Annotated in this window: 23 protein-coding genes; 7 read left to right on the plus strand and 16 right to left on the minus strand. The window is 61.9% G+C overall.

Annotated features, from left to right (window positions below):
- The first annotated feature begins 17 nt into the window (after positions 1 to 17).
- Positions 18 to 269 carry a hypothetical protein gene (locus KF794_00185; GenBank protein QYK45180.1) on the plus strand — a complete coding sequence of 84 codons (252 nt, stop codon included), beginning with the start codon at positions 18 to 20 and terminating at the stop codon, positions 267 to 269.
- Positions 270 to 275: 6 nt separating this feature from the next.
- On the opposite strand, the gene KF794_00190 is transcribed toward KF794_00185, so the two are convergent.
- The 12 genes from KF794_00190 to KF794_00245 form a co-directional block, all read right to left on the minus strand.
- The gene (locus KF794_00190; protein ID QYK45181.1) at positions 276 to 2,075 is read right to left on the minus strand and encodes an ABC transporter ATP-binding protein; all 1,800 of its coding nucleotides are present in this window, start codon (positions 2,073 to 2,075) and stop codon (positions 276 to 278) included.
- A 92-nt stretch (positions 2,076 to 2,167) separates the two neighbouring features.
- Complete coding sequence (locus KF794_00195) at positions 2,168 to 3,130, minus strand: fumarylacetoacetate hydrolase family protein (protein ID QYK45182.1); 963 nt, start codon at positions 3,128 to 3,130, stop codon at positions 2,168 to 2,170.
- An 86-nt stretch (positions 3,131 to 3,216) separates the two neighbouring features.
- A complete protein-coding gene (locus KF794_00200) occupies positions 3,217 to 3,912 on the minus strand; it encodes an ABC transporter ATP-binding protein (protein ID QYK46520.1) in 696 nt (231 codons plus the stop codon).
- Between the two features lie 4 nt (positions 3,913 to 3,916).
- The gene (locus KF794_00205; protein ID QYK45183.1) at positions 3,917 to 4,669 is read right to left on the minus strand and encodes an ABC transporter ATP-binding protein; all 753 of its coding nucleotides are present in this window, start codon (positions 4,667 to 4,669) and stop codon (positions 3,917 to 3,919) included.
- A complete protein-coding gene (locus tag KF794_00210) occupies positions 4,666 to 5,997 on the minus strand; it encodes a branched-chain amino acid ABC transporter permease (GenBank protein ID QYK45184.1) in 1,332 nt (443 codons plus the stop codon). The genes KF794_00205 and KF794_00210 overlap by 4 nt, the downstream gene beginning before the upstream one ends.
- Complete coding sequence (locus tag KF794_00215; GenBank protein ID QYK46521.1) at positions 5,994 to 6,905, minus strand: branched-chain amino acid ABC transporter permease; 912 nt, start codon at positions 6,903 to 6,905, stop codon at positions 5,994 to 5,996. The genes KF794_00210 and KF794_00215 overlap by 4 nt, the downstream gene beginning before the upstream one ends.
- A gap of 133 nt (positions 6,906 to 7,038) precedes the next feature.
- Entirely contained in the window at positions 7,039 to 8,301 is a 1,263-nt protein-coding gene (locus KF794_00220) for a branched-chain amino acid ABC transporter substrate-binding protein (GenBank protein ID QYK46522.1), read from the minus strand.
- 374 nt (positions 8,302 to 8,675) lie between these two features.
- The gene (boxA, locus tag KF794_00225) at positions 8,676 to 9,899 is read right to left on the minus strand and encodes a benzoyl-CoA 2,3-epoxidase subunit BoxA (protein ID QYK45185.1); all 1,224 of its coding nucleotides are present in this window, start codon (positions 9,897 to 9,899) and stop codon (positions 8,676 to 8,678) included.
- Positions 9,900 to 9,910: 11 nt separating this feature from the next.
- Positions 9,911 to 11,344 carry a benzoyl-CoA 2,3-epoxidase subunit BoxB gene (boxB, locus tag KF794_00230; GenBank protein QYK46523.1) on the minus strand — a complete coding sequence of 478 codons (1,434 nt, stop codon included), beginning with the start codon at positions 11,342 to 11,344 and terminating at the stop codon, positions 9,911 to 9,913.
- Between the two features lie 13 nt (positions 11,345 to 11,357).
- The gene (gene boxC, locus KF794_00235) at positions 11,358 to 13,013 is read right to left on the minus strand and encodes a 2,3-epoxybenzoyl-CoA dihydrolase (GenBank protein QYK45186.1); all 1,656 of its coding nucleotides are present in this window, start codon (positions 13,011 to 13,013) and stop codon (positions 11,358 to 11,360) included.
- Positions 13,014 to 13,151: 138 nt separating this feature from the next.
- Positions 13,152 to 13,958 carry an alpha/beta hydrolase gene (locus KF794_00240; GenBank protein ID QYK45187.1) on the minus strand — a complete coding sequence of 269 codons (807 nt, stop codon included), beginning with the start codon at positions 13,956 to 13,958 and terminating at the stop codon, positions 13,152 to 13,154.
- A gap of 12 nt (positions 13,959 to 13,970) precedes the next feature.
- A complete protein-coding gene (locus KF794_00245; GenBank protein QYK45188.1) occupies positions 13,971 to 15,566 on the minus strand; it encodes a benzoate-CoA ligase family protein in 1,596 nt (531 codons plus the stop codon).
- A gap of 157 nt (positions 15,567 to 15,723) precedes the next feature.
- Between KF794_00245 and KF794_00250 the strand changes: the two genes are divergently transcribed.
- The gene (locus KF794_00250) at positions 15,724 to 16,647 is read left to right on the plus strand and encodes a helix-turn-helix transcriptional regulator (protein QYK45189.1); all 924 of its coding nucleotides are present in this window, start codon (positions 15,724 to 15,726) and stop codon (positions 16,645 to 16,647) included.
- Positions 16,648 to 16,649: 2 nt separating this feature from the next.
- Here the strand turns inward: KF794_00250 and KF794_00255 are convergent, their stop codons facing one another.
- The 4 genes from KF794_00255 to KF794_00270 all read right to left on the minus strand — a co-directional run bounded on the left by KF794_00255 (position 16,650) and on the right by KF794_00270 (position 21,313).
- Complete coding sequence (locus KF794_00255) at positions 16,650 to 17,351, minus strand: ABC transporter ATP-binding protein (protein ID QYK45190.1); 702 nt, start codon at positions 17,349 to 17,351, stop codon at positions 16,650 to 16,652.
- Positions 17,348 to 19,177 carry a branched-chain amino acid ABC transporter ATP-binding protein/permease gene (locus KF794_00260; GenBank protein ID QYK45191.1) on the minus strand — a complete coding sequence of 610 codons (1,830 nt, stop codon included), beginning with the start codon at positions 19,175 to 19,177 and terminating at the stop codon, positions 17,348 to 17,350. Before KF794_00260 ends, KF794_00255 begins: the two co-directional genes overlap by 4 nt.
- On the minus strand, positions 19,178 to 20,041 hold the full coding sequence (locus KF794_00265; GenBank protein ID QYK45192.1) for a branched-chain amino acid ABC transporter permease: 864 nt from the start codon (positions 20,039 to 20,041) through the stop codon (positions 19,178 to 19,180). It lies immediately after the preceding gene.
- Positions 20,042 to 20,116: 75 nt separating this feature from the next.
- Positions 20,117 to 21,313 (minus strand): ABC transporter substrate-binding protein, encoded by a 1,197-nt coding sequence (locus KF794_00270; GenBank protein QYK45193.1) that lies wholly within the window; start codon positions 21,311 to 21,313, stop codon positions 20,117 to 20,119.
- A 337-nt stretch (positions 21,314 to 21,650) separates the two neighbouring features.
- Here KF794_00270 and KF794_00275 point away from each other — a divergent pair, with 337 nt between their 5' ends.
- From KF794_00275 to KF794_00295, 5 genes are all read left to right on the plus strand, one after another.
- Positions 21,651 to 22,889 (plus strand): ABC transporter substrate-binding protein, encoded by a 1,239-nt coding sequence (locus KF794_00275; protein ID QYK45194.1) that lies wholly within the window; start codon positions 21,651 to 21,653, stop codon positions 22,887 to 22,889.
- 67 nt (positions 22,890 to 22,956) lie between these two features.
- Positions 22,957 to 23,832 (plus strand): branched-chain amino acid ABC transporter permease, encoded by an 876-nt coding sequence (locus KF794_00280; GenBank protein QYK45195.1) that lies wholly within the window; start codon positions 22,957 to 22,959, stop codon positions 23,830 to 23,832.
- Positions 23,829 to 24,836, plus strand: a complete 1,008-nt coding sequence (locus KF794_00285; GenBank protein ID QYK45196.1) for a branched-chain amino acid ABC transporter permease — start codon at positions 23,829 to 23,831, stop codon at positions 24,834 to 24,836. The genes KF794_00280 and KF794_00285 overlap by 4 nt, the downstream gene beginning before the upstream one ends.
- Positions 24,833 to 25,555 (plus strand): ABC transporter ATP-binding protein, encoded by a 723-nt coding sequence (locus KF794_00290; GenBank protein ID QYK46524.1) that lies wholly within the window; start codon positions 24,833 to 24,835, stop codon positions 25,553 to 25,555. The genes KF794_00285 and KF794_00290 overlap by 4 nt, the downstream gene beginning before the upstream one ends.
- Positions 25,555 to 26,265, plus strand: coding sequence for an ABC transporter ATP-binding protein (locus KF794_00295; GenBank protein ID QYK46525.1), 711 nt, complete (start codon positions 25,555 to 25,557; stop codon positions 26,263 to 26,265). Before KF794_00290 ends, KF794_00295 begins: the two co-directional genes overlap by 1 nt.
- The last annotated feature ends 45 nt before the right edge of the window (positions 26,266 to 26,310 follow it).

Below are 26,310 nucleotides of genomic sequence, written 5' to 3' on the forward strand. Positions count from 1 at the left end.
GTAGATGGGGGATCGCCATGAAGTATCGGATTTTGCTGGCCGCGATCGGAATTCTCGGGCTTGTGTTTGCTTCCGGCCCGCAGTTCTCGGCTCAGGCTCAGGTGACGGCAAAAGAAAAGAAGGGCACCTGCGAGTTCGGCGCGAACGAGCAGAAGCTGACCGGCGCGGAACGCAAGAAATTCCTGACCCGCTGCATGGCGAAGGATGACAGCGAGCCGAAGCCGAAGAAGAAGCCGAAGAAAAAGACCGAAGCCAAGAAGGAAGGCTGATCGCGGTCAGGAGACCAGCGCGGCCACCTGCTTGCCGAACTGCATTTCGTAGAACGTATGATAGCGGCCGCGGCGGGCGATCAGCTCGTCGTGACGGCCGGTTTCCACGATGCGTCCCTTCTCGATGACGCAAATCCTGTCCGCCGAAACGATGGTTTGCAGCCGGTGCGCGATCACGATGGTCGTGCGCGAGGCGCGAAGCTGGTTTAGCGCGCGCTGCACATGACGTTCCGACTCGGAGTCGAGTGCGGCCGTCGGCTCGTCGAGCAACAGGATAGGCGAGTTCTTCAGGAATGCGCGCGCGATCGTCACGCGCGCCCGCTCGCCGCCGGATAACGAGCCACCCTGTTCGCCGACTTTCATGGCATAGCCGCCCGGAAACGCGGAGATGAAATCGTGCGCGAACGCCGCCTTCGCGGCTTCGGCGATTTCCTCGTCGCTCGCGCCGGGCTTACCGATCTCGATGTTGTCGCGGATCGTGCCGGAGAACATGTAGGCATCCTGCCCGACATAGGCGATGGAATCACGCAAGGAGCGCAGCGATACAGAAGCAATGTCGGTGTCGTCGATTGCGATGACCCCCGCCGTCGGCTCGTAGAAGCGCTCGATCATGCTGATGATCGTTGACTTGCCCGCACCGGAAAGGCCGACCAGCGCCGTGGTCGTGCCCGGCTCGGCGACGAAGGAAATGTCTTCCAGCACCGGCTCGTTCTCGCGATACGAGAACTTAACGTTCCTGAATTCGATGCGGCCGTTCGTGACTTCGAGCTTCGGCTTGTCCGCGCTTTCGCGCTCCGAAGGTGTCGCGTCGATCAGTTCGAGGATATAGCGCGCGAAATAGAGGTTGCTGGTGAGGTCGACGTTCATCTTCGCGAGGCGCTTCGCCGGTTCGTAGGCGAGCAGCAGCGCGGTGATGACGGAGAAGAATTCGCCGGGCTTGGCGCTACCGGCCAGCACCTTGTGACCCGCATACATGACCACCGCCGCGACCGCGAGGCCGCCGAGCGTTTCCATCAGCGGGCTGGTGCGCGATTGCACGCGGATCATCTTGTTGGTGAGCTGCTCGTAACGGTCGATGCTGCCGTGCATCCGCTCGCGCATGCGATCTTCGAGATTGTAGGCCTTGACGATCTTGGCGCCCTGGATCGTCTCCATCAGCAGGCTGTTGGTGTTGGTGATCGTTGAGAACTGATGTTCGACGATCGAGCGCGAGCGCTTGATCAGCTTGCGGATGCCGAGCACCGCGACCGGCATGATGATGCCGCCGACGAGCGCCATCACCGGGTCATGCACGATCATCACCACGACGAGCAGGATCAGCGAAACGAGATCGCGGCCGATGCCGGAGATCAGCGTGTCGAGAATGCCGCGCGCCGCGTAGGAACCGCTGTTGATGCGGTGCATGAGATCGGAAGTGTGGTGCGCGCCGAAGAACGGCAATCCCTGTTGCAGCAGGTTGTCGTAGACGCGGCGCTGGTAATCCGCGATCACGCGGTTGCCCACGCGGCCGAGCGCGACCGCCACGCCCCACATGGCGAAGCCCTTCACCATGAAGATCACGGCCAGCGCCACGCCGAGCGCCCACACCGCGATATAATTCTGGTCGACGAAGATGCGGTTCACCACATCCTTCATCAGATAAGCGGGAAGCGCGGTGGTGCCCGCGACCACGAGCATCAGGAGGAAGGCGAAGCCGTAGCCCCAGATGTGGCGCTTGCCGTCGGTGGTGAGGAGGCGCGGGATCACCTTGCGCGCGTCGTCGCCGAACAGTCCGCCGAGGCGGGTTTTCAGGAAATCTTTCAGCATTTCGCTATCCGGGGAGAGGGGAAAACCTTTTCGGCGCGGAAGTCAAATCGCCTGCCGCGCGCAGCCCCGGTAACTGCTTGAAAAACAGGCGTTTACTTCGGGCGCACCACTTTATTGCGCAGAATGCCGATCTTTTCGACTTCCAGTTCCACGGTGTCGCCGTCCTTCAGGAAGCGGTCGAGTTCGAGGCCGCAGCAGTTGCCGACCGTGCCGGAGCCGATCAGTTCCCCGGCATGCAGCGTCTCGTCGGTGGAAATGTAGGCGATCATGTCTTCGAAGGAGTGCAGCATCCCGGCGGTCGTGTTCTTCGACCAGCTTTCGCCGTTGACGCGCACCTCGACGTTCAGTTTCTGCGGGTCGCCGAGTTCGTCCGGCGTCACGATCCACGGGCCGACCGCGTTGCCGGTATCGAAGCTCTTGCCTTTTGCGGGGCCGAGGCGCGCCTGCATCTCTTTCATCTGCTGATCGCGCGCGGAGAAATCGTTGAAGATGGTGTAGCCGAAGATGTGGTCGGCGGCTTTTTCCTTGGCGATGTTGCTTCCGGTCTTGCCGATGAAGATGCCGAGTTCGAGTTCGAAGTCCATCGTGTCGCTGTAGCGCGGCCAGGTCACGGTCGCATCCGGTCCGATCACGCTGAAGCGGTTGGTTATGTAATAGATCGGGATCTGTTTGTAAGTCGGCGGCACCTCCGCGTCCGCCTCGATCTTCGCGGCCGCGGCTTCGTCGCCGCGTTTGCGCGCGGCAAGCCGCTGCATCCCGCGCGGTGCTTGCCGGATATGGGTGCCGTACACGGAAGCGTCGCGGATTTGCGGCGGCACCGGAATGGGCGCGAGCAGCTTCGCATCCTTCAGCACAACGATAGCATTCGCGTCCCACGCTTCGGCGGCAGCTTTTGCTGCGGCAATGCCGCCAGCACCCGCTTCGATCAGCGAGAGCATGTCGCGGAATGCCGGGTTGCCGTCGCCCGCCATCGAGAGATCGAGAATCTCACCGCGCGCGGTATCGACGATGCCGATTGCGGAATGGCCGTTCTTCTTGAAGGTCGCGAATTTCATCGTTGAAGTCTCCGCAAAGGCCATGGGAACGCGCCTGCGGCCGGGACTTTACTCCAATCGACGGATTTGTCGCGCGCGAAATCGCTTCAGACTTCGAGCCACTCGCGGCGCACGGCGTCGTTCTTCTCTAAGTCCGCCGGCGTTCCCTCGAACACGATATGGCCGTGGCCCATGACGTAGACGCGGTGCGAGATGCGCATGGCGATGGTGAGCTTCTGCTCCACCAGCAGGATCGAAATTTTGCGCTCCGCGATGCTCTGCAAAAGGTTGCCGACGCGCTCCGTCATTTGCGGCGACAGACCTTCGGTCGGCTCGTCGACCATGATGAGGTCGGGGTCGCCCATCAGCGTACGGCATACGGTGAGCATCTGCTGTTCGCCGCCGGAAAGCACCGAGGCGTCGGTGTCCTTGCGCTCGCGGAGGATCGGGAACAGGTTGTAGACATCCTCGATCGACCAGCGCGGCGCCTTGCGCCCGGATTTCTCGCCGAGGATCAGATTCTGCTCGACGGTGAGGCCAGGGAAAATCGAGCGGTCTTCCGGCACGTAGCCGAGGCCGCAATAAGCGACCTGATACGATTTTAGCCCGGCGATTTGCTTGCCCTTGAACATGATCGAGCCGTGCGGCTGCACGTCGCCCATGATCGCTTTCAGTGTGGTCGAGCGGCCGACGCCGTTGCGTCCGAGAATAGAGACGATCTCGCCGTCCTTCACGTTCAGGTTCACGCCCTGAAGAATGTGGCTCTTGCCGTAATAGGCGTGGAGGTCGCGGACCTCGAGCATTGCATCAGTCATGGCCGGCCGCTCCGAGATACGCTTCTTGCACTTTCTGGTTCGATTTGATCTTCGCCGGTTCATCGGTCGCAATAATCTGGCCGTACACCAGCACCGAGATCCGGTCCGCGAGATTGAAGACCACGCCCATGTCGTGCTCGATGATGACGAGGGTGCGGCCTTCGCTGACTTTCTTGATCAATGCCACCGCGTGCTCGGTCTCGCTGCGGCTCATGCCGGCGGTCGGCTCGTCGAGCAGGATGATGTCCGCGCCGCCCGCGATGGTGATGCCGATTTCCAGCGCGCGCTGTTCGGCATAGGTCAACACGCCAGCGGGAATGTTGCGGCGGTCGGCCATGTTGATCTGCTCGAGGATTTCCTGCGTGCGTTCGCGCACATCTGCGAGTTTGTCGACGTTCTGCCAGAACGAATACTTGTAGCCCTTCGACCACAGCACCGCGCAACGCACGTTCTCCCACACGCTGAGGCGCGGGAAGATATTGGTCACCTGAAAGCTGCGCGACAGGCCGCGGCGGTTGATCTCGAACGGCCGTAGTCCGGTGATGTTCTCGCCGCGCAGATGGATCGATCCCGCGGACGGCACCAGTCGCCCGCTGATGAGGTTGAACAGCGTCGACTTGCCCGCGCCGTTCGGTCCGATCACCGCGTGACGTTCGCCGGCGCGCACGTCGAGGCTGACGCCGCGGATGATCTCGGTCTTTCCGAAGCGCTTTTCGAGGCTCTTCAGTTCAACGGCGGAGTTCATGACACGCTCCGTTGTGCATCGGCCGCGGCGTCGTTCCATGCCTTGCGGACGATCGGCCACGTCATGCGGAAAGCGAAGAAGCCGCCGACCAGCGCGACGACAGCGCCCGCCCAGATCAACAACGAGTGCGAATTGATCGTCAGCCAGCGCAGGCGGAGGAAATGCATCGCCGGACCTTCCGCGCTTTTCTGCGCGACGTGGTGGATGAGTTCAATCAGCAGCGACGCGCCGATAACCATGACGAGTGCGGGAACGAGCGCGATCAGGTAGCTGCCGAGCAGGCGGCCCATTCGTGCGAAACGCGTACCCATCGGACCACGCCATAGCGGGGCGTGCATCATCAGCAGTCCCGCCAGTCCGCCCGGAGCGAACAGGATGACCGTGATGAACAGGATGCCGAAATAGAGCTGCCAGATTTCGGTGAAATCGCTGAGCTTCACCGAAAGCAACTGGATCAGGATCGCGCCGAGGATCGGCCCGACAAAGAAGCCGACGCCGCCGATATAGGCCGCAAGCAGCACAAGGCCGGATTGCGCCGCGCCCATGAAGCTCGCCTGCGCGATCTCGATGTTGATCGCCGCGAGCGAACCCGCAACGCCTGCGAAAAATCCCGCGATGGAGAAGGCGAGGAAGCGGACGAATTGCGGATTGTATCCGACGAATTCGACGCGCTCAGGGTTCTCGCGAACCGCGTTGCACATGCGGCCCAGCGGCGTGCGGGTGAACGCATACATCAGCGCGACGCAAACGAAGCACCAGAACGCGATCAGGTAGTAGACCTGAATCTGCGGCCCGAAGGTGTAGCCGAACAGCGGCGCCAGCTTGGTGCGGTCGAAGCTGACGCCTTCCTCGCCGCCGAAGAAGCTGCGCAGCACCAGCGAACTGGAGGAAACCAGTTCGGCCAGTCCGAGCGAGATCATCGCGAATGCGGTGCCGCCGCGTTTGGTCGAGAATGAGCCGAACACGATGCCGAAGAACAGCCCGGCGAAACCGCCGATGACCGGGATCACGATCAAGGGCAACGAAACGTTGCCGCCTGCCAGATAGTATTTGATGGCATTGGCGGTCACGAAGGCGGCGAGGCCGTAATAGACCGCATGGCCGAACGACAGCATGCCGGTCTGGCCGAGCAGCATATTATAAGAGAGCGCGAATACGACCAGGATGCCCATGAGGCACATCGTGGTGATCGCGGCGTTTGCCGAAAATACGAACGGCAGGAACGCAAGAATCGCCGCGAAGATAATCCAGATGCCGAGGGTCTGGAGCAGGGCCGGCACGGTGTTTTGTGCGGAAGCCGGAGCCGCGGGCTTTGCCATGTCGCTCATGTGTCACGCGTCCCGAACAGGCCGGTAGGCCGGAAGATGAGAACCAGCACCAGCATCAGATAAGGCAGCAGTGGCGCGATCTGTGCGAGGGTCACGGTCCAGACGTCGTTCAGGAGACTCGGCGACGCGGGCTGGAATTGCACGCCGGTCAGCCATGGCACGATCTTCGAGAGCGAAGCATCCGAGCCGGTCGCGAAGATCACGACGAAGGCAATCAGCAGCGAAGCCACGAACCCTCCCAACAGCGAGCCGAGTCCGCCGACGACTACGATGACGAACAGGATCGGCCCGAGCAGCGCGGCCATGTTCGCCTGCGTTACTTGGTTGGCGCCGTTCAGCGCGCCCGCGACCGCTGCCAGCGCGGTGCCGAGGCCGAATACCAGCATGAACACGCGCGGCACGTTATGTCCGAGCATGCCGACCATATTGGGATGCGTGAGCGAGGCCTGAATGATGAGGCCCGCGCGCGTGCGCGTCAGCATCAGCATCAATCCGATGAAGATCAGGACCGAGAACACCAGCATGAACACGCGGAACGCGGGATAGTTCGTGCCGAGAATGGTGAAGGCGCTGAAATCGAGAATCTCTGGCTTGCGGTAATCGACCTGCAACTTGCCCCAGATCATCTGGATGACTTCCTCGATCACATAGGCGAGACCGAAGGTGAAAAGCAGCTCAGCGACGTGGCCGTATTTATGGACCGTGCGCAGTCCGAAGCGCTCGACCAGCGCACCGATGGCGCCCGCAATCAGCGGCGCGAGGAACAGCGCGGGAAAGAAGCCCGCCCACTGGCTGATCTGATAACCGAGAAACGCGCCGAGCATATAGAAGCTCGCATGCGCGAAGTTGAGCACGCCCATCATGCTGAAGATGAGCGTCAAGCCCGCCGCCATCAGGAAATAAAGCATCCCTAGCAGCACGCTGTTCAGCGTCGATGTGATGATGAATTCGAGTGTCGCCACGGTTTCCCCCTGCTGAACCGAGGTTACGCAAATAGACGTCCGGCCGGATTGCTCCGGCCGGACGCCTTATCGAAGCCCGTCAGGAGGGCTTGTTCATCTTGCAGGTGGTCGGGACGAGGGTGTCCTTCGCGTCGATCTTGCCCGCGATGGTCCAGCCCCAGCCGGTCTTCTCTTCGTCGAATTCCTGACCGGCTTTCAGCGGTCCGAAGCTCGCCATGTAGAGCGGCTGGATGAACTGGTGGTCGTCGGCGCGCATGGTGCCTTCGCCGCCGTTAAACACCTCGAACTTCATGCCATGCAGGACAGCCGCGAATTTCTTCGGGTCGTCCGACTTCGCCTGGTTGATCGCCGCGGCGAGCATGCGCATCTGGTTGACGCCACGCGGATAGAACAGGCTGACGCCGTACTTCGCGCGCAGGCCCTTCTCGAACGCATGGGCCGGCTTGTGGTCGATGTTCGCGAAGCCTTCGCCTACCGCATAGACACGGTCGGAGAGGTTGGCCTGCTTGATCGCGGTCGGGCCGCCGGTGCCGCCGGCATAGAAGGTGAAGAAGTTCACCTGCAGGCCTGCGTCAGCCGCTGCCTTCACAAGCAGCGCCATATCGGAACCCCAGTTGCCGGTGATCACGCTGTCCGCGCCCGACGCCTTGATCTTGGCGATGTAGGGCGAGAAGTCGGTGACCTTGGCGAGCGGATGCAGTTCGTTGCCGACGATTTCGATGTCCGAACGCTTTTCCTTCAGCATCTTCACCGCGAGATCGCGCACACCCTGACCGAAGGCGTAGTCCTGATTGATCAGGTACATCTTCTTCACGTCTTTGCGGTTCTGCAGGAAGTTGGTGATCGCCGCCATCTTCTGCTCGGTGTTGGCATCCCAGCGGAAGTGCCAGTAGCTGCACTTCGCATTGGTGAGGATCGGATCGACCGCGGCGTAGTTGAGGTAGACGACTTCCTTGCCGGGGTTACGTTCGTTGTACTTGGTCACGAATTCCGAAATCGCGATGGCGAACGCGGTGCCGTTGCCCTGCGTGATGATGCGGATGCCATCGTCGATGGCCTTCTGCACCTGCACGATGGTTTCCTGCGCGTTCAGCTTGTTGTCGTAGGGAACGATTTCGAGTTTGCGGCCGCCGAGTACGCCGCCCTTGGCGTTGATTTCTTCCAGAATGTACTGGAAGTTCTTGAGGCCGGTGTCGCCGATGCCGGCCATCGGGCCGGAGAGCGGATCGACATACGCGATGCGAACCGGCGCACCTTGCGCATCCGATTTCTGCGGCATCGCGAAGATGCTCGCGCCGGCAGCCAGACCGATGGCTGCAAGTCCGAGCAGTGTTTTAGGCATTTGCCACTTCATGTGGGTTTCCTCCCTCGGGAAATTCTCTGGCGAACCGGGCCGGATTCGCGTTCGTTTTTATTTCGGCTTGCGTACTCGAACGCTCTTCTCTTTCGGCCCGCGAGACGTCCTGCACTCTGGCTTCGTTTCAAGCCATCGGGGCAAACTTTCCTTTAGATGCAAAGTGTTCGTCAATAGCTTTGCCGCGTATGCGAAGCGGCGAAAGTGCACGAAATCATCGCAAGTCTGTTTGTGGTGAATTGAGAATGATGCAACGCAATATCCACTCCGCTGTGCGGAAGGAATGCTGACCTGTTTGTGCGCGTATTTCGCGTAACGGAACTGAAATAAAAATAATGCTGCTTCGTGGCGTCCGCCGCAGCTCAGTACGTCTCGACGTGAAAGCGTCCTTCGTCGCGCATCTTCATGCGGATCGAGGCCCAGTCGAGTTTGTGTTCGCGGCAAATTGAGGCAAAGGATTCCTCCACGCCGGTTTCCATGCCGCGCAGTCCGCACAGGTAAACGTGCGTGGTTTCCTTGCGAAGCAGCGCGGCCAGATCGGCGCTGCGCTTTTTCATGCGGTCCTGCACGTATTCTTTCGGCTGGTCGGCAAGCCGCGAGAATACGAGTTCCTGATCGAGCAGCGTCTTCGGCACTTTTTGCAAGGGTCCGAAGTAGGGAAGTTCCTCCGGCGTGCGTGCGCCGAAAAATAGATACAGTTTTCCCTTCGCATTCGGCATCGAGCGGCGGCGGCGCTCGGTAAAGGCACGAAACGGCGCGGAGCCGGTTCCAGTACAGATCATGATGACATCCGATTCCGGATCGTCCGGCATCAGGAAGGTCGAGCCGAACGGACCTGCGATCCGCACCGCGTCGCCCCGCTTCAGATCGCAAACGTAATTCGACGCGATGCCGCGGTGCTCGCGCCCGTCCGGCTGCTTCGCGATCACGCGCTTCACGGTAAGCGAAAGGTTGTTGGTGTTCGGTCGTTCGCCGTCGCGCGGAGAGGCGACCGAATAGAGCCGCATCTTGTGCGGCCGGCCGTTCTCATCGGCACCGGGAAGCACGATGCCGATGCTCTGGCCTTCCAGCACCGGGAAGGAAGTCGTCCCGAAGTCCAATATAATGTGATGGATGTCGGCGCTGGCACCTTCGCCGGTCAGTTTCAGGTTGCCGGTGACTTTCGCTTCGGCCGGCGCGCGGCGTCCGAACAGGTTGATGCGCGGTTTGCTGGCCGACAGCGGGGCCTTCATCTGGCCGCCCGCGCCCTTGTGGGCGTCGTCGAGCAACGCCGCCGCTTCGTCGTCGATCGCTTCCGCGACCGAGATCGCGGGGCCTTCCGCGTCGGGGATTTCCTCGATCTCCGGCAGGTCAGACCACGAGAACTGCTCGTCCAGCGAGAACGGCGTCTTCACCTTGACGAAGTGATTGATCGAGCCGGTCGGGCAGGGCGAAACGCAGTCCATGCAGAAATTGCACTTCGTGACGTCCACCACATAGTTGTTCGCGTCATGCGTGACCGCGCCGATCGGACAGGTCGCCTCGCACGTATTGCAACGGATGCAAACGGCGGGATCGATCAGGTGCTGCTTGATGGGCGCGGTCATTATTCGTGATGTTACGCGATCTTCACGTATTCGAAATCGCCCGGCTTGTTGTCGATGCCGACTTTCGGCGGCACGATCCAGCTCGCGAACTTGCCCGGCTCGAACTGCGGGTTCATCAGGCTTTCGATGTAGTCCTTGTCGCTCGAAGACGGCAGCACTTCGTCCTTCGTCTTCTCCCACTTCGATTCGTCGATCACGTTGCCGTCGACATCCGATTTGATCGAGGAGAACTCGCCGATGTGCCGGTGGAAGGCGACATGCGGCAGCTTGAGCTGGAACGGGATGTTGTATTTCTCGATCACCTTGTTCCAGCGCGACACGCCGCCCTGGCAATCGGCGACGTAGTCGTCGCGCAGCCGCATGTTGAGCGCGGAGAGCGCGGGCACTTCCTCGGTGACGATCCGGCCGTCCTTGAAGCGCGTGACGGGATAGGTGGACGATTCCAGCTTGTGATCGTCGTCGAGTTTGTCCTCGCGGTAACGGCCCTTGATCCCGGCATGGAACGCGCTCGCCGCGTTCGTCGAGATTTCATTGCCGAACAGGTCGAGGGTCAGCGAATAGTGCAGGTTCGCTTTCTTTTGCAGCGTCGGCAGGTCGATCACGCCGAGCTTGCGCACGGCATTGATGTCGAACGGATCTTCGATACCGGCCTTCTGCATTTCCTGGCAGGTGCGCTCGATGGTGCGGCCCACGCCGGTCTCGCCGACGAACATATGGTGCGCTTCTTCCGTCAACATGAAGCGCGTGGTGCGCGACAGCGGATCGAAGCCCGATTGCGCCAGCGCTTCGAGTTGCATCTTGCCGTCGCGGTCAGTGAAGAAGGTGAACATGAAGAAGGAAAGCCAGTCCGGCGTTTCCTCGTTGAAGGCACCCAGCATGCGCGGCGTATCCTCGTCGCCGGAGCGGCGCTGCAACAGCGCTTCCGCTTCCTCGCGGCCGTCGGCGCCGAAGTATTTTTGCAGCAGGTAGACCATCGCCCAGAGGTGGCGGCCTTCTTCCACGTTCACCTGAAACAGGTTGCGCATGTCGTAGAGCGACGGCGCGGTCTTGCCGAGGAAGCGCTGCTGTTCGACCGACGCCGGTTCGGTGTCGCCCTGAATGACGATCAGGCGGCGGAGCATCGCGCGATATTCGCCCGGCACTTCCTGCCAAGCCTTTTCGCCGGCATGCGAGCCGAACGGAATCTTGCGGTCCTCGCCCTGCGGCGCGAGCAGGATGCCCCACTTGTAGTCCGGCATTTTCACGTAATCGAACTTCGCCCAGCCTTTCGGATCGACCGAGACGGCGGTGCGCAGATAGACCAGCGACTCCTGAAAGCCGTCCGGACCCATGTCGTTCCACCAGTCGAGGTAGCCGGGATGCCACTTCTCCAGCGCGGCTTTCACGCGCGGATCGCCGTTGAGATTGACGTTGTTCGGGATGAGGCCGTCGTAATCGACGTTCATGATGTTCATTGTTTCACACCCTTTCGCGGTCGTAGGTCGGTTGAATGCCGGTGCCGTAGAGTTTCAGTGCGCCTTGTTCGCCCACGGAGTTGGGGCGCTGGAAAATCCAGTTCTGCCATGCAGTGAGGCGGCCGAAGATTTTGGTTTCCATGGTTTCGGGGCCGGCGAAGCGGATATTCGCTTCCATACCGGTCAGCGCATCGGGCGAGTAGCTCGCGCGCTCTTCCAGCATCACGCGGATCTCGTCGTCCCAGTCGAAATTTTCATAAGCGAACGTGACGAGGCCGAGTTCGACCGCCTCATCGCCTTCGATCTTCGCGCCCTGTTTCGCTTTCGCGCGCTCGACGCTCGCAGGCTCGCCGAGGAAGCGCGTCTCTAAGCGAGTCAGGCCGTTGCCCATCGGGTAGAGGCCGAAGTTCGCTTCCGAGAGCATGATCGCGGCGGGCGGCTTGTTGTCGCCTTCGCGCTGGCCGATCAGCATCAGCGCGCGGTCGGACGCGAACACGAGTTCGGCCAGCATCCCGGCGAAGCAGGTGCCGGGTTCGATCAGGGAAACGAAGCTGCGCGACGTTACATCGACGCGCTTCAGCGTGCGCTTGATGTAGTGGCGCACTTCGCGGAGGAACCAGTCGTTCTGGTTCGCGGCGATGAATTTGTCGAAGTCGAGCACGCTTTGCGCGTCGCCCTCGGTCTTGAACAGCAGGAGGCCGATGGCCGGTTCATTGAAGCGCAGATGCAGGATCGCGTCTTCCAGTTCGCGCGAAACCGCGAGCGGCCAGAATTTGTCGCCTTGCGCGAGCGCTTCTGCGGTGGAAGCAGGCGCTTTTTCCTTCGATGCGCGAATGGTGATGGTTGCGAGTTTGCGCTCGCGCTCGATCTCCACCGAGACATGCGGGTAGACGATCCGGTCATAGTCGATCTTGCGGTCTAACGTAGTAAGGGCAACGCCCTTCGCTTCTTTCGGACGGTCGGACTTTGCGGCGAGTTCTTTCGCGCGCTCCTTCACCGCGTCGTTCCACTTCGACTTCGGCACGGTCTCGTCCACCAGCCGCCATTGTACGGCCTTCTGCCCGCGGATGCCTTCTTCGGTTGAGCAGAAGAAGTCCGCATAGTCGCGGCGGACCTTGCGCTTGTCGGTGACGCGCGTGATGCCGCCCGTTCCGGGCAGTACCGCGAGCAGCGGCGTCTCCGGCAGCGACACCGCCGAACGGCGGTCGTCGATCAGCATAATATGGTCGGCGGTAAGCGCGAGTTCGTAGCCGCCGCCCGCCGCGGTGCCGTTCACCGCGCAGAGATAATGCTGCTTCGAGTTCTCGCTGGCGTCCTCGATCGAGAGGCGCGTTTCGTTCGTGAACTTGCAGAAGTTCACCTTGTGGCCGTGCGTCGCCTTGCCGAGCATGCGGATGTTCGCGCCGGAACAGAACACGTTTTCCTTGCCGGACTTGATGACGACCGCGCGCACTTCCGGGTGCTCGAAGCGCAGCCGCTGGATCGCATCGTTCAGTTCGATGTCGACCGAGAGATCGTAGGAGTTGAGCTTCAATTCGTAGTCGCTCGACAACCCGCCTGCCGGGTCGACGTCCATGATGAGGTTGGCGACCTCGCCGTCGAATTCGAGTTTCCAGTGCCGGTAGCGGCTTGGCTCGGTCTGGCAGTCGATCGCCTTCATGGCGTCCAGCTCCCTGTCTGTGGCCTTGCGGAGGCCCTATGCATTATTTTGCATTGTTCTAGGGCAGCCTGCATCGCGATTGCAAGATGCCCATGCAATAAAGTTCATAGGTGTGGATTGGCCTTGAATCCCAAATCCTTAGGCCGCCGCGGGCCGCAGGCCCTCGTGGACCGCGAGCAGCCTGTTGGTGAAATCCGCGATGGCGCGCAGCGTTTCTTCCGGCTGCTCGATCTGCGGGGCGTGCCCGCAGCGCGCCAGCACCAGCCGCTCGACCGGGCAGTAGGCTTCGCGTTCGCAGGCGTCGAGTTGCTTCAGCGTGCCGTAGGCGTCGTCCTCGCCCTGGATCAGCAGGATCGGTACGCGGATGGTTGCGATGTATTCCTCGATGTTCCAGTCGCGGAATTCCGGGTCGAGCCAAGCGTCGTTCCAGCCGCGAAAAGCGTTTTCGGTATTCTCGCCGTGGTATTTCGCGAGCCGCGCTTTCAGGCCGCCGGTCTCGTAGGCGACTTTCGCTGCCGCGATGCTTTTGACCGAAACGTCCTCGACGAAAAAATGCGGCGCCATCAGCACGAGGCCGCGCACGCGAAAGTCCTGCGCGCCGCCGCCATAGATCACGGCGATCGACGCGCCGTCAGAATGGCCAACCAGTACGGCTTTTTTTACTCCCGCCGCGTCGAGCACCTGCGGCAACACTGCGAGCGCTTCGTCGTGCATGTAGGAGAGCGGGCGCGGCAGCGGCGCGGGTGAAGACTTCCCGTAACCGAAGCGCGAATAGGCGAGCACGCCGTAACCGCTCGCCTTTGCGAGCTTCTCCGGAAAGTCGCGCCACATCGCGACGCAGCCCAGCCCCTCATGCAGCAGCACCAGCGTCGGCGCTTTATCCGGCGAAGGGCCGAAAAAGGCGGCTTCGATCTTGCGCCCGCCGATATCGAGCATCCGTTCCATGGGCGCTCCTGCTTACGAAGCCTTCACGGCGTCTTCGTCGCGCAGCTTGAAGCGCTGGATTTTTCCGGTCGCGGTTTTGGGAAGTTCGGTTTTCACGTCGATCCAGCGCGGATATTTCCACGGCCCCGCCTTGTCCTTGACGTGCGAGCGCAACGCCTCGAACAGCGCGTCGTCCGACGTGAAGCCCTGCTTGAGCACGATATAGGCTTTCGGCTTCAGCAATCCGTCGTCGTCCTCGCGGCCGATTACGGCGGCCTCCAGGATCGCTTCGTGCGAGATCAGCGCGGCCTCGACTTCCAGCGGCGAAACCCAGATGCCGCTTACCTTGAACATGTCGTCGGTGCGTCCGCAGCAGCGGAGAAAACCATCCGCATCGCGCACGTATTTGTCGCCGGTATAGGTCCATTCGCCCGCGAAGGTGCGGCGCGATTTCTCGCGCTGGTTCCAGTAGCCCTCGGCGGAAGAAGCGCCACGCACGACCAGTTCGCCGATCTCGTCGGTGCCGCATTCCTTGCCGTGTTCGTCGAGGATTTTCGCGTCATAGCCCGGCACCGCCTTGCCGGACGTGCCGTAGCGGATTTCACCGGGCCGATTGCTGAGAAAGATGTGCAGCATCTCGGTTGAGCCGATGCCGTCGAGAATGTCGACGCCGGTTTTCTGCTTCCAGCTTTCGCCGACATGCGCGGGCAGCGCTTCGCCTGCGGAAACGCACATGCGCAGCCGCCCGGAACCCGCGCCCTTGCCCATGTTCTTGTCGGCGACCAACGCGGCGTAGAGCGTCGGCACGCCGTAGAAAATCGTCGGCTGTTCGCGCTTCATGATGTCGAATACGGCATCCGGCGTCGGTCGCGCGGGAAGCAGGATCGTGGTCGCGCCGACCGCCATCGGAAAGCTCATGGCGTTGCCAAGGCCATAGGCGAAGAACAGCTTCGCCGCGGAATAGACGACATCGTCCTCGCGGATCCCGAGCACCTGTTCGCCATAGGAGCGCGCGGTAAACATCAAACTCGAATGAACGTGCTTGGTGCCCTTTGGCGCCCCGGTCGAGCCGGACGAATAGAGCCAGAACGCGACCTCGTCGGAAATCGTCGGTGCGGTCCAGACTTCCGGTTTTCCCTTCGCCAGCACGTCCGCGAACGGGATCTTCCGCACGCTGCCCGTCGAAATCGAGTTCGGGTCGCCGATCACGATGACGGCGCGCAACGCGGGCAGTTTGCCGATGATCGGCTCCACCACTTTCGCGAGCGCATCCGAAACGACCAGCGCCTGCACCCGGCTGTCTTCGAGCATGTAGCCGTACTGTTCGGTATTGAGCAGCGTGTTGAGCGGGATCGGTACGATGCCCGCGCGGATCGCGCCCCAGAAGGCGATCGGAAATTCCAGCACGTCGAGCGCCAGCATCGCGACGCGCGCTTCGCGTTCGAAGCCGAGGGCATACAGGCCGCTGGCGAAGCGGCAGCTATCCTTTTGCAAATCGCCGTAGGTTAGCGCGCGCGGACCTTCCTTGAACGCGATCTTCGCACCGCGTCCGTGCGCTACATTCGCATCGACGAAATCGGCTGCGGCGTTATAGGCCCGCCTTGCCGCGATGGCTTCGAGGCTGCTCATTCCTCCGGCTCTCCCGTTTTCCGCGCTTCGTTCCGGCGCGAGTTGGATGAAGAATAATTCCAATTTTTCATCCGGGCAGGGTTTGCCCCTGATTTTCCTGTTCCCATCCTAGGAAGGCATGAATTATACTGCAAGCCATTCTGGCTAAGGGGTTCAAATGGCCCGCAACCGCTCCGACGGTCCCGCACGGAAAGAAAAAGAACTGCCGAGCGAGGATTTTCTCGCCCAGCTCGGCGAGCGTGTGCGCACCACGCGGGCGCGCCGCGCCATGTCGCGGAAAGTCCTCGCGCGGCAATCGAAAGTGTCGGAGCGCTATCTGGCGCAACTCGAACTCGGCAAGGGCAACTGCTCCATCGTGTTGCTGCGCCGGATCGCGAAGGCGATGGGCGTGCCGGTGGCCGAACTGATCGACGACCGGCCCGAACGTGAAGTCGAGCACGTACTCCTCGAACAACTGATCGACCGCCTCTCGCCCGTCGAGCGCAAGGAAGCGCGCGACCTGCTGCTGTCGCGCTTCGGCGGGCCGAGCCGCGAGGATCGTCGCGGGCGTGTCGCGATGATCGGATTGCGCGGCGGCGGCAAGTCTACGCTCGGTAAATTGCTCGCAACCGAACTCGGTATTCCTTTCGTCGAGCTTGACCGCGAGATCGAGAAACTGAGCGGCATGGCGCTCTCGGAAATCTTCGAGATGTTCGGGCAGCCGACCTATCGCCGTTTCGAGCGCGAGGCGCTGGAAAAAGTTCTCGCGGATAATCCGCGCTTCGTGCTTGCGACCGGCGGCAGCCTCGTCACCGAGCCTGCGACCTACGAATTGCTGCTGACCTCGTGCTTCACGGTCTGGGTGCGTACCGGGCCGGACCAGCACATGAACCGCGTGATCGAGCAGGGCGATCTTCGCCCGATGGCCGAGAACGCGAAGGCGATGGACGATCTGGTTTCGATCCTGCGCAGCCGCGAGCCGCTCTACGCCAAGGCCGATCGCGTGCTCGATACCGCCGGCCGCAAACCCGAGCAGAGTCTCCGTGAGCTGACCTCGCTGATCGATTATCCGAAGGCGGTCACGTCGCGCCGTAGCGCGTAACCTCAGACGCCAAGGTGGCGGTGGATCAGCGCTTCGTCGGCGCGCAGTGCCGCCGATGTGCCATCGAACACGATCTCGCCCTTGGCCATGATCGTGTTGCGGTCCGCGAGCGCGAGCAGGTCGGTCAGGTTCTTGTCGACGATGATCGCCGCGATGCCCGACGCGGTGATCTGCTTCACCGTATTCCAGATTTCGTCGCGCAGCTTCGGGGCGAGGCCTTCGGTCGCCTCGTCGAGCAGAATGATCGAGGGGTTCGTCATCAGCGCGCGACCGATGGAAAGCATCTGCTGTTCGCCACCGGAAAGCTCGTTGCCCCAATGATGCTTGCGCTCCGCAAGACGCGGGAACACCGAATAGACGCGCTGCAAATCCCAGCCGCCTTTCCTTGAAGCAAAGGTGAGGTTTTCATCGACGGTCAGGTTCGGGAATATCCCGCGTCCCTCCGGCACCAGCGCCAGACCCGAACGCGCGCGCACGGAAGCGCGTTGCGAAGTGACGTCCGCCCCGTTCAATGCGATGCGGCCCGAAGCCGGATGCACGAGGCCCATCAGCGTGCGCAGCAGGGTGGTCTTGCCCATGCCGTTGCGGCCAAGCAGCGTGACGGTTTCGCCCGCGTTCACATGGAAGCTGACGTTCCGCAAAATATGACTGCGGCCATAGAACGTATTGATGCCTTCGGCGGCGAGGACAGGCGTCGTGCTCATGCGCGCTCCTGTCCCCAGTCGCCGAGATAGGCTTCGCGCACGGCCGCATTCGCGCGGATTTCCTGCGGCGTACCATGCGCGAGCAGCTTCCCTTCCACCAGCACGGTGAGGGTATCGGCGGCGGTGAAGATCGCATCCATGTCGTGCTCGATCAGCACGATGGTGTGGTCGGCGCTGAGTTCGCGCAGCAGCGACGTGACACGGCCGGTTTCTTCCGGCCCCATCCCGGCGAGCGGCTCGTCGAGCAGCAGGAGTTTCGCGCCCGACGCAATCAGCATGGCGATCTCCAATTGCCGCTGTTCGCCGTGGCTGAGGTTCGACGCGCGAATATCGGCGCGTTCTTCCGCAATGCCCGCAGCGCGCAGCGCGCGGCTTACCGCAATTTCGTTTTCCGTCCGCGCATGATCGCGAAGCTGGAACAGGTCCGGCTTCCTCGCCTGCGCCGCGAGCATGCAGTTCTCGCGCGCGGTAAAGGCAAGGATGACGTTGGTGCGCTGGTACGAACGGCCAAGACCGCGCCGGGCAATGGCATAGTTCGGCTTCGCGCCGATTTCCTCGCCTTCGAGGCGGATGTTGCCTTCGGTCGGCTTCAGCGCGCCGGACAGGAGATTGATGAATGTGGTCTTGCCTGCGCCGTTCGGCCCGATGATGCCGTGCACCTTGTTCGGCGCGAATTTCACGCTGACGCCGTTCACCGCGACCAGCCCGCCGAATGCGCGGGAAAGTTTCTCCACTTCGAGCGACATTGCGGGCGCGGGTTTGTGCGCTTCCTTCGCTACGCTGCCGCCGGCGTTCCGTGCGGGTTTCGGCGGAAACAGCCGCTCCAGAAATCCGGCGATGCCGCGCGGCGCCGAGAGCACGGCGGCGATCAGGAACAGGCCCATAGCAATCGGCCAGTGCGCGGCGACTTTACTGCCGAGAAACTTCCCCCATTCCGGACCGGCGAACATCGAGAGGAAAGCGTTGATCTGGCTGGCGCTCTTGAGAAAGTCCTGTGCGAGCGAATAGATGATTGCGCCCAGCACCGGCCCGAACAGCGTGCCGACGCCGCCCAGCACCACCATCATGATCGCAAGGCCGGACTCGTGCCACTCCAGCAGTTGCGGCGGCACGTAGCCGTCGATCGCAGCGAACAGCACGCCCGCAAAACCGGCGAAGGTGCCCGCGATGGTGAAACTCGCGAGCTTGTAGGCGTAGGTGTTGAAGCCGAGCGCACCCATGCGCTGCTCGTTGTGGCGGATGCCTTGCAACACGCGGCCGAACGGCGAGCGCGCCAGCCATAGCAACAGCAGATAGGAGACAATCAGCGCGGCGAAGCAGAAGTAGAACAGCGCGTTGCGGTTCGAGAAGTTGAGAAACGTCTGCCCCGCGAGCGAGAGCACCGGGCGCACGTTGATATAGGCGCCGTCGGAACCGCCCGCGATTTTGGTGTCGTGGAACAGCGAATAGAACATCTGCCCAAAGGCGAGCGTCACCATGATGAAGTAGAAGCCGCGCGTCAGCACGGCGACTGCGCCGACGATCAATGCGGTTACGCCCGCGAGCAACGCGGCGGCGGGGAAAATCCAGAGGCCATTACCGCCCGCGGAAACCGGCGAGAAGAAATAAAGCGCATAGGCGCCGATGCCGAAGAACATCGCGTGCCCGAAGCTGACCAGACCGGTAATCCCGATCAGGAGATCGAGGCTCATCACAAAGATGCCGAACACCATGATCTTGGTGATGAATTTCAGCGCGAACGTGCTGCCGAATAACGGCAACGCCAGCGCGTAGGCCGCGAGCGCGATCAGGAACAGCGTGATGGCGAGCGAAGGGCGCGCGAGCATCTAGGCCGTCCGTCCGAACAGGCCGCCGGGGCGCAAAATCAGGATCGCCGCCATCAGCGCGTAGATCATACTGGCGGAGAACGCGGGCAGGAATACCTTGCCGAGCGCGTCCGCCACGCCGATCAGCAACGCGCCGACGAATGCGCCCTTCACGCTGCCGATCCCGCCGATCACCACGACGACGAAAGAGACGATCAGCACCGGTTCGCCGATACCCGGATAGGCGCTCTCCAGAGGCGAAGCGATGATGCCGGCGGTGGCGGCGAGCGCCGCGCCCGCGGCGAACACGAACCGAAACAGAAGACGTGAGTCGATGCCGAGCGTCTCCACCATCTCGCGGTTCGATTCGCCCGCGCGGATGATGCGGCCGACGCGCGTTTTCTGGATCACGAACATCATCGCCAGCGCCAGCGCGACGCAGAGTGCGGCGACCGCGATCCGGTACACCGGATAGTTCTGCACCGACGAGATCGGGATGCTCCACGCCAGATAGGAGGGCGTTGGCACGCTCAACGGGTGGCTGCCCCACACGATCTTCTGCACTTCGTTGAAAATAAGAATGAGCGCGAAGGTGAGCAGCACCTGTTGCAGGTGGTCGCGGTCATAGAGATGACGGATGAACAGCCACTCGATCAGCATGCCGAACAGGAAAGCGAGCGGTACGCCGAGCGCGAGCGAGAGGAAAATATCACCCGTCGCGGCGGTGAGCGTCACCGCGCAATAGGCGCCTAACATGTAGAAGGAGCCGTGCGAGAGGTTGATGACGCCCATGATGCCGAACACGAGCGTCAGCCCGCTGGCGGCGAGGAAAATCAGCAGCCCGTACTGAATTCCGTTCAGAAGCTGAATCAGAAACAGTTCCATGAATCCAGCGCCCCCTCGCTGGAAGCGGCAAGCGGGGGCTTTTGGCCCCCGCTTGCGCAATCTGAACGCCGGCGATCAGGCGATCGAGCAGCCTGCCGTCGAGTCGGAAACGTCGGTCGCGGCGACCTTGATGAACTTGTTCTCGCCGCCCTTCAATTCGCGCAGGTAGAAGTTCTGGATCGGGTTCTGCGAAGCGGAGAGCTTGAACGGCCCGCGCGGGCTTTTGAACGAAGCGCCGCGCATCGCCTTGTAGAGATCGTCCTTCTTTGCGACGTCGCCGCCGACCGCCTTCAGGCCGATGTCGAGCAGTTGCGTCGTGTCCCAGCCCTGCACCGCGTAGACGTCCGGGAAGATCTTGAACGCGCCGTTATAGTCCTCGCGGAATTTCTTGTTCTCCGCGTTGTCGAGCGAGTCGACGTAATGCAGCGCGGTCTTCACGCCGTCGCCGTCCGCGCCGGCTGCCTTCTCGACGCCGTCGGTGAGGAAGCCCGGACCCCAGAGCTGGATCGAGTTCTTCAGGCCCGCGGCCGAGAAGTCCTTGATATATTTCAGCGCGCCCGCGCCCGCGTAGAATGAATACACCGCTTCCGGTTTCAGCGAGGCGATCTCGGTGATGCCGGCCTGGAATTCGACGTTCGGGAACGGCAGGCCCAGTTCCTTGATGATCTTGCCGCCGCCCTTGGTGAAGGCTTCCTTGAAACCTTCGACCGACTCGTCGCCCGCGGCATATTTCCAGGTGTAGGTGACGACTGACTTGATGCCGGCTTCCAGCATGGCAAGGCCGGTCGCATAGCCGACCTGGCTGTTGCCGAACGAAGTGCGGAAGATGTTCTTCGCGCATTGCGCGCGCGTCAGCGCATTCGCGCCCGCGTTCGGGATCAGCGTCGGGATTTCAGCTTCGCGTGCGAGTTTCGCCATCGCCATCGCGACGCCGGAGTGAACGGTGCCGACCAGCACGTCCACCTTCTCGCCCTGAATCAGCTTGGTGGTGAGTTCGGTCGCCTTCGGCGGCGCGGACTCGTCGTCGAGCTTCACGAATTCGATCTTGCGTCCGGCGAGGCTGCCGCCCTGCTGCTTTACGTACAATTCCATGGCGTTCGTGATTGCAACGCCGAGTGCCGCGAAGGTACCGCTGTAGGGCAGGAGCAGGCCGACTTTCAGCGGCGCGCCTTGCGCGATGGCGGGGCGTGCAAACGGCAGTGCGGCGACCGCCGCGCTCGCGCCTGCGAGTTTCAGAATCTTACGACGAGACAGCTTCGGACTGCGCGGCATGACGTTCTCTCCCTGTCTGGCGATGGCTGCGTGGTTGCGCCGGTGCGGCCCACGTCGTTTCCCCGATCCCAGCTTCAGGAAGTATATGGCAGGTTGGCCGCCCGGCAAGCCGCTTTTGGAGCGATTCGAACCAGGAAAATCGTTCGCAGCCGCAAACTACTGCAGATTTACCGTGGAGTTTGAGCCGCTTGCCGCTTTGCTACCTATATGTATTATATTTCATAACGACGGTAGAGGCTTCTGTCGCTGACCGCAGCGATTGTAATGTCAAATAACCATCGACAATTTCGCTGGCCACAGCGCAAACTGCAAAAAAATATTCCGAGGGAGGAAAACAATGACCGCCAGTTCGAAAAAGCGCATTTCGCGACGCACCTTCAGCGCCGGTCTCGGCGCGGCAGGCATCGTTGCCGGTACGGCTCCGTTTAACATCGTCCGTTCGCAGAACGCGCCGCTGAAAGTCGGCGTGTTGCTGCCGCGTTCCGGCGGGCAGGCCGGCATCGGGCAGGATTGCCAGCGCGGCGTGGACGTCACCGCGGGTCTCCTGAAAGACCTGAAACTTCCGGCGCTGCAGATCATCAACGCCGATACCGAAACCAACGTCGAGGTCGCGCGCTCGCGCGCAGAGCGTCTCATCAACGAAGGCGCGCAGCTTCTTGTCGGCGCGTTCGACTCCGGTCAGTCCACTGCCATTGCGCAGGTCGCCGAACAGAAGGGGATTCCCTACATCATCAACATCGCGGCGGCTCCCGCGATCACGGAACAGGGCTACAAGTTCGTGTTCCGCAACTTCCCGACCGCGGGCGCGTTGCTCTCTGACGGCTTCGCCAACCAGATCGAAATCTTCAAGGCCGCGGGCAAGGCGCCGAAGTCGGCGGTGTTCATGCACGTCAACGATACCTTCGGCACGGCGATGCAGAAGGGCATCTCCGGCGTGATGCCGAAATTCCCCGATCTTCCCTACAAGATCACCGAAACCATCGCCTATGACGCGCAGGCACGCGACCTCTCGGTCGAAATCGCGAAAGCGAAGGCCACCGGCGCGGAAGCCCTGCTCATGGTCAGCCGCCTGAACGACGCCATCCTGCTCACCCGCGAGATGGTCAAGCAGCGCTGGTCGCCGCTGGCCGTGCTCTCGATGGGTCCGGGCTGGTACGAAGACCAGTATCTGAAAACGCTGGGCAAACTTTCCGACGGCCCGATCAGCTTCGTGCCCTGGTACGATCCGAACAAAAAGCTCGCGAAGGCGCTCGAAGCTGCCCTCGCAAAAGCGCATGCAGGCGTGAACCTCAACACCAACCACGTCTACACCTTCGAGGCGTTGCTCATCGCCGCGGACGCCTACAAGCGTGCCGGCTCCGCCGATCCGAAGGCGCTGGCAGACGCGATCCGCACCACGAACATCAAGGACAACGTCTCTCCGGGCGATGGCATTCGCTTCGATGCCAAGGGCCAGAACTCGTTCCTGAAGAACTCGGGTATTCAGAACCGCGGGGGCAAGCTCGTCACCGTTGCACCGAAGGTTGCTTCGAATGCGACCGCTGAATTCCCGATGAAACCCTACGACAAGCGCTAAGTCTCTCGCGCGCAACGCTCCGGCACGGTGAAACCGGCCGGAGCGTTCGCATAACCGGACACCGCCCGTGCCCGTAGAGCTTTACATAAAAGTCGCGATCAGCGGCCTGTTGACCGGGTTGGTCTATGGGCTGATGGCGCTCGGACTATCCGTCATTTTCGGCGTGGTGCGCGTGGTCAATTTCGCGCATGGCGAGATGATGACGATTGCGATGTATCTCGCGATCCTGCTGTTCGCCGCGCTTGGACTCGATCCGTTGCTGATGATGCTCCCGATCGCGGTTATTTTGTTCGCGCTTGGCTATGTCATGCAGAGCGTCATCATCAGCCCGTTCATCAACCGGCCAGAGCATAGCCAGTTCATGCTGCTGGTCGCGGTCGCGCTGATCATGGTCAATGGCTTGCTGCTGACCTTCGGGCCGGATTCGAAGGGCATCACGACCTCTTATTCCTTCGATAGCTTCGATCTCGGCCACAACATCATCGTCGATGCCGGCAAGGTATACGCGGCCGTCGCGGCGCTGATCGTCACCGCCGCGCTGTTCGCCTTCTTCCGGCTGACGCTGGTCGGCAAGGCGATCCGCGCCTGCGCCGACAACTATAACGGCGCGCTCGTCGTCGGATTGAACGTGAAGCACCTCTACGCGCTCACCTTCGGTATTGGTGCAGCCTGCGTCGGCGCGGCGGGCGTGATGCTGACCATCGTCACCGACGTCACGCCGACCGCGGGACCCGGCTACACGCTGATCGCATTCGTCATCGTCATTACCGGCGGCCTCGGCTCCATGCCGGGCGCGCTACTTGGCGGCCTGCTGATCGGCCTCACCGAAGCGCTTGGAGGGCTCATCCTCACGCCGTCCGCGAAAAGCATGTTCGCCTTTGCGATTCTCGTGCTCGTCTTGCTGTTCCGCCCGCAGGGCATCCTGGGACGGAAACCGGCATGAGAAGTGCGTTGTTCGACGGCGTTTCCCGTGGCGCGCTGCTCGCGCTGGCGCTTGTGTTCGCGGTGTTGCTGGCCGCGCCCTACATCGTGAACAGTTATCTCATCAGCATCCTGATCACGATTCTGTTCTACGCTTATGTCGGGCAGGCGTGGAACATCATGATGGGCTTTGCGGGACAACTCTCGCTCGGCCACGCGCTTTATGTTGGCCTCGGCTCTTATGCCTCTGCCGCGCTCTATGTGAAATTCGGCGTGACGCCGTGGCTTGGTCTCTGGCTCTCGGTGGCGGTCTCGGCGCTGGCGGGCGCGGTGATCGGCTTTCTCGCCTTCCGCTTCGGCGTGTCGGGCGTCTACTTCGCGATTCTCACGATCGCGTTTGCCGAATTTGCGCGTATCGGCTTCGAGCATTTCCGTTACGTCGAAGGCACGTCGGGCCTGTTCCTCAAGGTCGAGAACTACCAGCAGAACGATCTTTTGAATCTGCGCGGCAGCCCGACCATGTTCTACTATCTGCTGCTCGCGATGACGGTAGCGGCATTCATCGCCTGCCGCCTGCTATTGCGCAGCCGCGCCGGCTATTACTGGCAGGCGATCCGCGAAAGCCCGGAAGCGGCGGAAGCGCTCGGTATCAACACCTTCGCCTACAAGATGTACGCGGTCGTGCTGTCTGCGGCGATGACCTCGCTCGGCGGCGTGATCTATGCGTTCTATTACAACAACCTGTTCCCTCACGAAGTCTTCGGCATCAACCGCTCCATTGAGATCATCCTCGGCCCCATCATCGGCGGCATCGGCACGCTAGTTGGGCCGGTGGTCGGCGCGTTCGTGCTGACGGGTCTCGCGGAAGGATTGCGCGACGTGATGCTGCGCCTCGGCATCGATCTGCCGGGCGTGAAACAGGTGTTCTACGGCTTCTGTCTGCTGCTGGTCGTGATGTTCCTGCCCGAAGGCATATGGCCGCGCATCAAGAAGTGGCTGAAGCTCGATGCGAAGGGCGGTGCGTGATGGCGCTGCTCGAAGTAAAGAACATCTCGAAAAGTTTCAGCGGCCTTCGCGCGGTGCATGACGTTTCGTTCGAGGTGGCGCAGGGCGCAATCGTCGCACTGATCGGACCGAACGGCGCGGGCAAGACGACCTGCTTCAATATGATCGCGGGCGTCTATAAGCCCGACACCGGCGAAATCCGCCTCGACGGCGAGCGGATCGATGGCAAGCGTCCCGACCAGATTTGCAATGCGGGCGTAGGGCGTACCTTCCAGATCGTGAAGCCGTTTCCGGAATTGTCGGTGCGCGACAATGTCGTGGTGGGCGCGCTGAACGATGCCGCGACGGTGACACAGGCGCGCGCCAAGGCGGACGAGGTGCTGGAAACGCTCGGCCTCGCGCCGAAGGCAGATCAGCTCGCCGCGACGCTGACGCTGCCCGACCGCAAGCGGCTCGAAGTTGCGAGGGCGCTGGCGACGGGGCCGAAAATTCTGTTGCTCGACGAAGTGATGGCGGGCCTGCGGCCGACCGAAGTGGACCAGATGGTCCGGGTGCTGCGCGATCTCAACAGCCGCGGCCTCACCATTCTCCTGATCGAGCATGTCATGCGTGCCGTGATGGCGCTTTCCGGCAATGTAGTGGTGTTGCATCACGGCGAACTGATTTCGCGCGGCACGCCGCAACAGATCGCGGTCGATCCCAAAGTGCTTGAGTGTTATCTCGGCGAGGAAGCGCTGTGATCCTCGAAGTAGAGAATCTCTCTCTGTATTACGGCGACGCACAGGCGCTCGACGGAGTTTCGCTCGGCGTGGAGCAGGGCGAACTGGTCGCCATCGTCGGTGCGAACGGCGCCGGGAAATCGTCTCTGATCCGCACCATCGCCGGGATTCACAAGCCGCGCGCAGGCCGCATCCGGTTCAGGGGCGAGGACATCACCGGCAAACCGAGTTATGTCGTTTGCAATCTTGGCGTGGGGCAGGTGGCGGAAGGCCGCCAGATTTTTCCTTCGCTCTCGGTGCAGGAAAATCTGGAAATGGGCGCGTTGCTGCCGCGCGCGCGCGGCAAGATGCAAAGCGAGCTGGCGCGCGTCTACGAACTTTTCCCGCGTCTCGCCGAACGCAAGGAACAACTCGCAGGCACGATGTCGGGCGGCGAACAGCAGATGCTGGCAATCGGCCGCTGCCTCATGGGCCAGCCGGAACTGATCATGTTCGACGAGCCGTCGCTCGGCCTCGCGCCCGCGCTGGTGCAGGAATTATTCCGCACCATTCAGCGGTTGCGCAGCGGCGGCCTGACCGTGCTGCTGGTCGAGCAGAATGTCGGCATCTCGCTGAAGATGGCAGACCGCGGCTACGTCATCGAGAACGGCCGTATCGTTCTCTCCGGCACCGGCGAGAAGCTGCTGCACGATGACGGCGTGCGGCAGGCTTATCTGGGCATCGCGCACTAAGTTTTCTGCGCACATTCTGGATCGCGTGAGAAGCAGCGCGGCATC

Source organism: Xanthobacteraceae bacterium (assembly GCA_019454205.1).
GTDB lineage: Bacteria > Pseudomonadota > Alphaproteobacteria > Rhizobiales > Xanthobacteraceae.

Bases quoted from the DNA above. Each gene is read 5' to 3' on its own strand.
- KF794_00190 (QYK45181.1), bottom strand. From the start codon at position 2,075: ATGCTGAAAGATTTCCTGAAAACCCGCCTCGGCGGACTGTTCGGCGAC.
- KF794_00205 (QYK45183.1), bottom strand. From the start codon at position 4,669: ATGAACTCCGCCGTTGAACTGAAGAGCCTCGAAAAGCGCTTCGGAAAG.
- KF794_00285 (QYK45196.1), top strand. From the start codon at position 23,829: ATGAGAAGTGCGTTGTTCGACGGCGTTTCCCGTGGCGCGCTGCTCGCG.
- KF794_00250 (QYK45189.1), top strand. From the start codon at position 15,724: ATGGCCCGCAACCGCTCCGACGGTCCCGCACGGAAAGAAAAAGAACTG.
- boxB (QYK46523.1), bottom strand. From the start codon at position 11,344: ATGAACGTCGATTACGACGGCCTCATCCCGAACAACGTCAATCTCAAC.
- KF794_00245 (QYK45188.1), bottom strand. From the start codon at position 15,566: ATGAGCAGCCTCGAAGCCATCGCGGCAAGGCGGGCCTATAACGCCGCA.
- KF794_00240 (QYK45187.1), bottom strand. From the start codon at position 13,958: ATGGAACGGATGCTCGATATCGGCGGGCGCAAGATCGAAGCCGCCTTT.
- KF794_00210 (QYK45184.1), bottom strand. From the start codon at position 5,997: ATGAGCGACATGGCAAAGCCCGCGGCTCCGGCTTCCGCACAAAACACC.
- boxC (QYK45186.1), bottom strand. From the start codon at position 13,013: ATGAAGGCGATCGACTGCCAGACCGAGCCAAGCCGCTACCGGCACTGG.
- boxA (QYK45185.1), bottom strand. From the start codon at position 9,899: ATGACCGCGCCCATCAAGCAGCACCTGATCGATCCCGCCGTTTGCATC.
- KF794_00265 (QYK45192.1), bottom strand. From the start codon at position 20,041: ATGGAACTGTTTCTGATTCAGCTTCTGAACGGAATTCAGTACGGGCTG.
- KF794_00220 (QYK46522.1), bottom strand. From the start codon at position 8,301: ATGCCTAAAACACTGCTCGGACTTGCAGCCATCGGTCTGGCTGCCGGC.
- KF794_00195 (QYK45182.1), bottom strand. From the start codon at position 3,130: ATGAAATTCGCGACCTTCAAGAAGAACGGCCATTCCGCAATCGGCATC.
- KF794_00275 (QYK45194.1), top strand. From the start codon at position 21,651: ATGACCGCCAGTTCGAAAAAGCGCATTTCGCGACGCACCTTCAGCGCC.
- KF794_00270 (QYK45193.1), bottom strand. From the start codon at position 21,313: ATGCCGCGCAGTCCGAAGCTGTCTCGTCGTAAGATTCTGAAACTCGCA.
- KF794_00255 (QYK45190.1), bottom strand. From the start codon at position 17,351: ATGAGCACGACGCCTGTCCTCGCCGCCGAAGGCATCAATACGTTCTAT.
- KF794_00200 (QYK46520.1), bottom strand. From the start codon at position 3,912: ATGCTCGAGGTCCGCGACCTCCACGCCTATTACGGCAAGAGCCACATT.
- KF794_00215 (QYK46521.1), bottom strand. From the start codon at position 6,905: ATGCTTTATTTCCTGATGGCGGCGGGCTTGACGCTCATCTTCAGCATG.
- KF794_00260 (QYK45191.1), bottom strand. From the start codon at position 19,177: ATGCTCGCGCGCCCTTCGCTCGCCATCACGCTGTTCCTGATCGCGCTC.
- KF794_00185 (QYK45180.1), top strand. From the start codon at position 18: ATGAAGTATCGGATTTTGCTGGCCGCGATCGGAATTCTCGGGCTTGTG.